Source organism: Kutzneria sp. NPDC051319 (assembly GCF_040682195.1).
Classification (GTDB): Bacteria; Actinomycetota; Actinomycetes; order Mycobacteriales; family Pseudonocardiaceae; genus Kutzneria.
In genome coordinates this window covers 88892-97673 of sequence record NZ_JBFBAM010000032.1, presented here as the reverse complement: position 1 = coordinate 97673, position 8782 = coordinate 88892, and the positions used below count along the sequence as shown (strand labels likewise).

The 8782-nt window shown below is 59.7% G+C and carries 6 protein-coding genes; 3 read left to right on the top strand and 3 right to left on the bottom strand.

All coding sequences use genetic code 11. The features are described from left to right. The first annotated feature begins 257 nt into the window (after window positions 1–257). Window positions 258–2159 (top strand): tetratricopeptide repeat protein, encoded by a 1902-nt coding sequence (locus AB0M73_RS28105; RefSeq protein WP_363896320.1) that lies wholly within the window; start codon window positions 258–260, stop codon window positions 2157–2159. Window positions 2160–2328: 169 nt separating this feature from the next. Here AB0M73_RS28105 and AB0M73_RS28100 read toward each other — a convergent pair whose 3' ends face one another. Together AB0M73_RS28100 and AB0M73_RS28095 are read right to left on the bottom strand one after the other, a co-directional pair. Beyond that, window positions 2329–3705, bottom strand: a complete 1377-nt coding sequence (locus AB0M73_RS28100; RefSeq protein ID WP_363896317.1) for an ATP-binding protein — start codon at window positions 3703–3705, stop codon at window positions 2329–2331. Window positions 3706–3763: 58 nt separating this feature from the next. Then, entirely contained in the window at window positions 3764–4762 is a 999-nt protein-coding gene (locus tag AB0M73_RS28095; RefSeq protein ID WP_363896314.1) for a hypothetical protein, read from the bottom strand. A gap of 1351 nt (window positions 4763–6113) precedes the next feature. On the opposite strand from AB0M73_RS28095, the gene AB0M73_RS28090 reads away from it, so the two are divergent. Then, window positions 6114–6332 (top strand): IS3 family transposase, encoded by a 219-nt coding sequence (locus AB0M73_RS28090; RefSeq protein WP_363896311.1) that lies wholly within the window; start codon window positions 6114–6116, stop codon window positions 6330–6332. Window positions 6333–6619: 287 nt separating this feature from the next. Next, window positions 6620–7717 (top strand): histidinol-phosphate transaminase, encoded by a 1098-nt coding sequence (gene hisC / locus AB0M73_RS28085; protein WP_363896308.1) that lies wholly within the window; start codon window positions 6620–6622, stop codon window positions 7715–7717. A 58-nt stretch (window positions 7718–7775) separates the two neighbouring features. Here the strand turns inward: hisC and sbnA are convergent, their stop codons facing one another. Beyond that, complete coding sequence (gene sbnA / locus AB0M73_RS28080; protein WP_363896326.1) at window positions 7776–8747, bottom strand: 2,3-diaminopropionate biosynthesis protein SbnA; 972 nt, start codon at window positions 8745–8747, stop codon at window positions 7776–7778. Between the last annotated feature and the right edge of the window lie 35 nt (window positions 8748–8782).

Genomic DNA, 8782 nt, shown 5'->3' with positions numbered 1-8782 from the left:
GGAGTAACTGCGGGCGATCCCGCAGTTACTCCACAGCTGTATGCGGACTTCAGGCTGCGCCCGCCCGATACTCCAGATTACCAGCGAGCGTCACCGGAAGTCGTCGTCTCGCCGCCCTTCGGACCACTCACGGCTCGGAGACCTGACGACACGCCGGCCCGCACGTGCGCAGGTTTTGCCGTCGTCGGCCGTATAATCGTTGGCCGGAAAGTCCGGCCGCAGGATGGTCACATCGACACGGAGGTCGCGGCGTAGCAGTGACACTGATCATCGTATTGGCGAGCAAAGATTCCGTCTACGTTAGCTGCGACTTCCGGCTAACCGACGGATCAACCGGCCGCACACTTCAAGATAACGCTCATAAACTAATCAACGCCGCATCCCCGTTACACTCCACTTTGATAGGGGTCACCGGCGTTGCCGTACTTGATTCAATGCCGACAGGCGAATGGATCGCACGCAAGGTCTACGAAAACCCCACACCACCACCACTCGCCGCAATCATTGAATCGCTACAAGATGCACAATCTGCACTAAATAAGATATCCGACAGAAAGCTTCGACGCCATACCTTCGTCGTTTCAAGCATGATAGGAAATAGGCCCAGTATCGCACTGGTTTCCAACTTTGAACGGTTCGTCAAAGGTCGAATTCAGCGGCTCGACAACGCCCTCGACGAGTTGATTGTCACAACGATACGGCCCAGAGGTCCACAAATTCACATTACAGGAGCGTCTGACGCTGTATCAATCTCAGAGAAAAGCACGCTAGTCTCGCTAATAAAAAGGCGATCCCCCGAAGACGAGATACAGCACGCGATTGCAGAGGTGAACGTCGCCGCCAGTGAGCGGTCAACGACGGTCAGCAGCGGATGCACTATTGGCTCAATACATTCGAACGGTCAGGGCACGATTCGCCCGATGGTCACCGAGGCTCAATCCGGTGACTTTCTGCCACCAGATTCGCTAGAGTCACTCAAGGCGCACGGCCTCCAAATAGTGCCAGCCGTAAACGCGCTCGGCGAAAGAGCTCCGCTGCGACTCGTCGGCGTCACGATGGCCAGATCGATCACATCACCAGGACAAATTCGCCAACAGTTAAAAAGGGATCCCAAGAACGCTGAATTGTGGAACAATTATGGCGCACAACTCGCAAGGGAGGGAAAGTTTGACGAAGCGATATCGGCGTACGAAAAAGCGATAGAACTGTCACCCAATTTTGTGACACCTATCGCAAACCTGGCTCAACAACTTTGGATAAACAAGAAAAATCTTGAAGCCGCAGAGGCGCGCTACTCCGAGGCGATAGCCAAGACAGCCCCAGATGTCCCGTCATGGATATCATCAAGCTTTGCACAATTTTATGACGTTGCTCTTGGGGATGTTCCTCGCGCACTCCGCCTGCACGAGCAAGCAGCCACAGACACTAGTTACCCTTTAGCTAAGGCTCGCCTTGGAGAATTTCTCGCCCGTCAACTAGGCGAAAACGCACGAGGCAACTTACTAATAGCCGAAGCCGAAACGTCCGCCCCTCTTGACCCCAATGTTCTTATCCTCGCCGGGCGGTCAGCGCGAAATCAAACCGCAGACTTGAACGTCGCATTGAACTACGCGCAAAGAGCTGCGGTACTAGACCCTAGCAACATTGAAGCGCTGCGAGAGTCGGCTGATTTGCTGTTGCTAATAGGCGACGCCCGCGCATCGATCTACTACTACAGAAGACTTCTAAAACGAGACCGAAACAATGCACACATAATCGGAAACTTCGGCCTCGCTCTCCTCATATGCAGGCGACCGCACCTTGCAATAAGAAATCTATCAAGGGCGGCCTCTCTACAGCCGGGCAACCCGAATACCTTGATAAATCTCGCCGCCGCGCTCTGGGTAAACCGTCAATCTAATGACGCAGTTGCAGCACTCAATGCGGGGCTGAAAATGGGCCCAGCCCCAGAAATTGAGCTTGAAGCAATTGCCATGCTGGAAATAGCTACGCAATCGGACCGCCAACGTCAGGATCGAATCTCCGAGTTGATTAACTCTGGAGTTCACGCCTACGGTATGACAGTGAGAAGCATGGCTCAAAAGAAATCCACGTCAGCCAGAGCTCGCATCGAGAAAATAGCCAATGTAATCGAAGGAAAAGTTCTTCCAACTTGGTAACAGGACGTTGACGCAGAGCAGGTTATCAACGACCGCTATCGACAAGCGGCGGCCCCTTGCCTTAGCGCCTAAGCCTTAGCGCACTGCCGTCACCGAACGCGGTCGAGACACCTAAGCCAGCACGAAATCGGCAATACCAGCGGGCGAAGCCTACGCCAGATGCCGACGCTCAGACACTATTTGCGTTCTGCGACCGTGCCAATACAATCTCACGAAGGTCGGCGGGACGCGCCAAATACGTACTAGCACCACGCCTCACATAGTACTCCGGCTTGTCACGTGCACTACCAGCGGTTATCAGACCATAGGGAGGACTCTGACCCGGCGCAACTTCGGCAACAAGAAACGATATGCCATCTACAACGTAGTGATTCACATTAACTTGCGGCATCGGCTCAACAGCTGCGCGAATTAGATTGACGAGCTGATCGCGCTGCTTAATCCGATCTCCGTCCTCGACGCCGACGCGGGTAAGTTCGTCCTGATGCATACCAAATACGATTGTACCGCCATTCTCATTAGCGAACGCGGGGATCGTCTTAAGGTTTCGACGATCGTCGGCCGACTTAATCAGCTTCTCCTTATACTCGACGGTCGGCCCTTCGCCAACGCTCAAAAGAGCCTCGATTTTTGTCACCTCGTCAATCGACTCATCGAAGTAGACCCCGGAGACAGCCAAGTCGCCAGTCCACGATGACTGCGGAGAGATCGACCTGTAGTCGAGCCACTTTGTTTCGCGCTTCAACCACAACCAAGAATCGTCAGGAAGTCCGCCATCGAGCGCAAGCCGAAACGTGGTTGGACCATCTACCGGATGATGTTTAACTCCGCTAGCGCTATATACTTCAAGCTCGCACCCAGTAAGATTGTAACCCTTTACCTCGACAACAAGGTGGGTTGCCGACACGCGCACGTCTCCGATCCAACCATCATTCTCCGCAAGCCTGATTGACACGAGATCATTCGGAAAATTAGCTTCGCCCCCTAGTGAAAAGTCTCCTTTTTCGAAGGCGCGCCAGGCGTTATGGGGCGAAGGAAACGAAGGGCAGCCGATTGCAGCAAGAATACCCCACGGAAGCGCTCGATTGCCATCCTTAGCGGACACAGAAAATACAACCGCGGGTCGCGGGAGCGGTACGCGGTCTAGGCGGGAATGACTCGCCTCTCGCCTCCAATTTGCTGGCCCGCGCATCTTCGGCAACCTTGCAACTATCGACCCAAGAACTACCTCTCGAATGTCGGGTTGTGGGACTTCCTCACGATCTTCGCCATCTTCGACATTACCTGCGACATCCGAAGTCTCACTGCTACCCAAAACAGACAGGGCAGATACAGGAATTCGACACGCCACGAATGCAAGTTCTTCGTATTGCCATATCCGATCCTTCCAGCTCTCAGATACATATCCCGCAAGTACCGACATATGCAGTACTTCCCAGTCTGCCCCGACTCGTTGTATCACGGCCGTGACACAGGCGTTCATATCGCCCAACTGGGCAAGTTCATTGCCCAGGATGTCCAGCTCGATGGTGCCGCTATCGGCCACCTGCCTGCCCTCCCTCGACGCCGTGAGACACGGACTTCTCCTGACCCTAAAATAGCAGTCACCGGTCGGAGTAGGCAACGCGCACCGGCGAGCGGTCTTCGAAGCAAACATCCCACTCTGTAATTTGTTTATTTCCACCAATCCCTACCATCGGCGTAATTGCAGGGCCGCCGAAACCAACCAGAGGTGGTTGATCGGGCCTCACGCCAAGCGCCAGCTTGAGAGCGGCCATTACGATCGCACGAAGCACTTGCACACGGGCAGCGAGATTGTTAACACCATCCGCGTCAAACCGGAAGGCACCGTGAACGATCTGCCTCAACCGCCAAAGCGCAATCACGTCATCCTCCGCGATCCCGAAAGACTTCAGAAACGCACGCAGAGTTTCCCCTTGCCTGTGACTAGCCGTTTGCTTTCTACATTCGGGACATTTCTCTATCTCGTGACCGCAGCGCAATCGTGTGGCCTCCGCAACCTTCTCGCCCATCAAATCGGCCAGTACTTCAAGTGAGATCCACAGAAGTATAAATGCGTCAGCATCAGTAGTCGCGTGCAAACTCTTCACATACCAATCGACCGCGCGCTGCACATGCTTCTCTAGCTTCACGTACGAGCTTGGGATTTGCGGATACAATACTGTTTGATACGTTCCCATGTGTACCGAGCCAACCAGTTTCGGTGGCATATATCCAAGAGGATACGGATACGAAATATAATCTCGCATTTCACCAACTCGTACCGGTGGAGTCAGATCTACCACGTCCAGCTGGACAATCTTGACGGGTTGTTGAATCTGAAAGGAAAGAAAGTCCAGGATGTAGTCCAAGTACACTTCTACCTGCGCGACAGCTTTGTGTGCATCCTCCGCGCTTGACCAAAATATAAGCGCGCCGGCCTCCTGCATAAACCAATCCTCGCCGGGCGGTGCCGCGTCAGGCCACACCGAGGAGACAAATCTATGCTCCCCAAATAGTGCGCCGCCTACAGGAAATCGTCCGATCGGTTGCAGTTTTTCTGGCCACGACCCATTGTCGCCCATCGGAATATGCTTGCGCATTGGCACCAGTGCCGCAATTCGCCATACCCTATTCATAGCATTCCCTGTCAGACTTCGATTTTAGATCTATTCATCGGTTACGGAAATGATGTTTCCCGAACATCGGCCCTCGCGCGTCAACGTTACACGTTATTCGAAACACGGGAAAAATGATATCGATCTGTGACTTGGCTCCTCGTCTTGTTCTGTGCATAGCCGACCATCCAACCCGCATCACTTGTTCCATATGGCCGGAACAACTGGCGGTCACAGACGTCGCTGCCCTCACCGGCAGGGCCTAGGTTGGCACAACTCGACTGAACGCTCAGATGAGAGTTGGCCATCTCGTGCGCGCACTCTCATCGGCATGCTAGCGTTCGGACGTCCAAACACCCTAACATCTGTAGACCATGCGCGATGCTTGTTACGCATGCCACGCAAAGTACGATTCAGGCGGTCGCGACGGTGATTTCAACGACGGCCGTTTTCACCGACTCTCTCGCCTTCGCCCGGCTGACCAGCTTGTTTAGCAGCCACACTTGCCCGATGGCTTAGTTACTTTCAGGTCTCGATCATCCCGGCAAAGAAGACGATAGTCATAGTGGTGGCGCGGCGGCGGACAGCCTCCACCGCGACCTCGCCGTCCCGTCCCATCAGCGACCAATCCTCACCAGGCCCATGCTGGGCAGAAACACGAGGGTGGGACGGGAGTGCTTGCGCCCGTCCCACCCTCGCCGATCGGCCTGTCTACCGAGGTAGGGAGGGCCGTACGAGCTGTCGCACCGACCCGTCCCACCCTTCGCCGTTCAAGGGACGACCAGGACACGCCCTCTGAGTCATCACTCAATGGACAGTCGTAGGGATAGAGAGCAAGATCGTCCTCGGACACAGGTTTCCTGTTTTTACAGGAGAGAGCAGCTTCCGCAGAGAAAACACAATTTGGCATGATCTCGCACAAATAGGTCGAATCGCCCGTCCCAATTCATTCGGTACGGGCGTTTTGTCGTGTCCTCTTCCGACACCCATTGTGCGTGGTGGCGTGTTCTTTCGCGGCGTCGCGCTCCCTTTGCCGGCGTTCGCCGGCATCGTCGCACGCGGCCCGGCCCGTGGCCCATGGCGGTAAGCCGGCAATGACCGACCGCCCGATCGACCCGCTCGTGCCGCCCCCAATCCCGTCGCGTCGCCGGCTGGGCCACCGCCGATCATCTACGCACCGACTGGTCGAACAGGCCCTGCGCAACGCCGTCACCGGGCGCCGACCCGACCGTGGGGTGATCTTCCACTCCGACAGGGCTGCCAATACACGTCCGCCCAGTACGCCCGTGTGGCCACCCGAGACCGGGGTCCGACTCTCGGTTGGCCGCAAGGGGCAGTGCTGGACAACGCAGTGGCCGAGTCGTTCTTCGCCACGATCAAGGCCGAGATGCTCGACCAGCAGCCCTGGCCCACCAAAGCCAAGGCGCACAAGGCAATCTTCGAATATATCGAGGGCTGGTACAATACCCGTCGGCGCCATTCGAGCCTGGGCTACCTCAGCTCAGCCGCCTACGAAGCCACCCGGGCGCACTTTCCTCAGTCTGCCGCAGCATGACCACATATCGACCCTGTCCGCGGAATCGGGTCAACCCGTGCCGGCGAACTCGGCAACCCCCCGGCGGGCGAGCTGCCGGTCTCGCCCGGCGGCAGGCCCGCGCTGGTCCGTTCCGGCTGGCTCTGGCCACACCTGCACGCCGTGGACCGACCGCCGGGGATCGGCCCGCCGCCCGAAAATCGTTGTGATAGCGGGGTGAAAAGGGCCGCTCCTAGGCTGGACCTGCCAAGGGTGCCCACCGGAGGGCCACAACTCGTTCGGTGGTGCGAGCCACACAAGGAGTTGGAATGCCCGTCGAGATCCGAACCGCGCTGGCGGACCTGAAGTCCTACCGCCCCAGCCGCAGGCCGCCCGAGTTGCTCGAGAGCGGCGTCGCCCGTGCGGTCAACCTGGCCTTCAACGAAGGGCCGTACGCCCCGCTGCCGACGGTGGCCGAAGCGATCGCGCGCGCGGCCGCGGAGGCCAACCGGTATCCGGACATGATGTGCGCCGAGGTGCTGCCGGCGATCGCGAACTGGCTCGGCGTGGAACAGGAGCGCGTCAGCATCGGCGCGGGCTCGTTCGCGCTGTTCCGGCACCTCGCCGAGGTCACCGTGGACAGCGGCGACGAGGTGGTGTTCTGCTCGCCGACGTTCGAGGAGTACGCGACCGTGGCCACGATCGTCGGCGGCCGGCCGGTCGAGGTGCCGCTGCGCGAGCACGCCTACGACCTGGACGCGATCTCGGCCGCGATCACGCCGCGCACCCGCATGGTGGTGATCTGCAATCCCAACAACCCAACCGGCACCGTGCTCGGCGAGCGGGAGCTGCGCGCCTTCCTCGACCGGACGCCGGACGACGTGTTCGTCGTGCTGGACGAGGCGTACGGACAATTCGTCACCGACCCTTCCGTCCCGAACGGCCTCGAGCTGGCCCGGGAGTACGACAACCTGGCCGTGCTGCGCACCTTCAGCAAGGCGTACGGCCTGGCCGGCATTCGCGTCGGGTTCTCGGTCACCACGCCGGCCATCGCGCAGGCGCTCGGCAAGGTGATCACGCCGTTCTCGGTGACGTCCATGGCGCAGGCCGCCGCGATCGCCGCCGTGCAGCCGGAAGCGCAGCGACAGGTGGAGCGGCGCATCGCCGAGATCGTCGGTGAGCGGGCCAGGATCGTACGGCGGCTGACCGAGCTGGGGCTGAGCTTTCCCCACCCGGAGGCGAACTTCGTCTATCTGCCGCTGGGTGAGCGCAGTGTCCGCTACGGACAGGTCTGCGAGGACAACGGCGTGATCGTGCGCACCTTCCCGCACGGCCTGCGGGCCACGGTCGGCGCGCCGGAGGAGAACGACATCCTGCTGGACGCGCTGAGCCGGGCGCAGCTGCGGGTGCCCGCCGGCGTGCGCTGACGCGAAACGGGGTTGCGTCACCGCGACGCAACCCCGTTCAAGCGGAAGAGAATCTCGTTCACCGAGTGCCGGAGAGCAGGTTCTCCTCGGCGCCGTAGAGGTCGTTGAGCCAGTTGCTCTGGTACACGGTGTCGAGGTAGCGCTCCCCCAGGTCCGGCGCGATGGTCACGGCGGTGACCTCGGGGCCGGCGTCGTGCTCGGCCAGCCACCTGGTCGCCCCGCTGACCACCGTCCCGGTCGAGCCGCCGAACACGAAACCCCGCCGGGCCAGCTGGTGGCAGGCCCGCACGGTGTCCACCTCGGGCACGTGCACGACCTCGTCCACAAAGGACTCGTCGAGCAGCTGCGGACGAACACTGGTGCCCAGGCCGGGAATCATCCGGCGGCTGGGCGGTCCGCCGAAGGTCACGGAGCCGACGCTGTCGATCGCCACCACGCGCACCGGCCGCCGCCATTCCCGGAAGAAGCGCGCGCAGCCCATCAGGGTCCCGGTCGTGCCGGCGCCGACGAACAACACGTCCAGGCTCGGGAACTGGCGGGCGATCGCGGGCGCCGTGCGGCGGAAGTGCGCCTTCCAGTTGTTCGGATTGGCGTACTGGTTGAGCCACAGGTACTTGTTGTCGGCCGCGCACAACGCCCGCACGTAGGCGATCCGCGCGCCGAGGAACCCGCCGTCCGCGTCCGGCTCGGTGACCACGTGCACCTGTGCGCCCAGCGATTCCATCAATCGCCGGGTCGACAGGTTGCAGCGCGAGTCGGTGACGCAGACGAAGCCGTAGCCCCGGCTGGCGGCGAGCATGCTCAACGCCACGCCGAGATTGCCCGAGGAGGACTCGACCAGCGTCGAGCCCGGCCGGAGCAGGCCGTCCCGCTCGGCCGCCGCGACCATCTCGGCGGCGGCCTTGAGCTTGATCGAGCCGGCGAAGTTGAAGGCCTCGCACTTGAGGTACAGCGACTGCCCGAAGATCGGGCGCAGGTCGATGTAGAGCTCTTCTTCGTTGTACTCGTGCGGGGTGGTGATGATCGGCACGCCGTGCGCCTCTCTGTCCACCGGGTGCGCCAGAC

Bases quoted from the DNA above. Each gene is read 5' to 3' on its own strand.
- AB0M73_RS28095 (WP_363896314.1), bottom strand. From the start codon at position 4,762: ATGCGCAAGCATATTCCGATGGGCGACAATGGGTCGTGGCCAGAAAAA.
- hisC (WP_363896308.1), top strand. From the start codon at position 6,620: ATGCCCGTCGAGATCCGAACCGCGCTGGCGGACCTGAAGTCCTACCGC.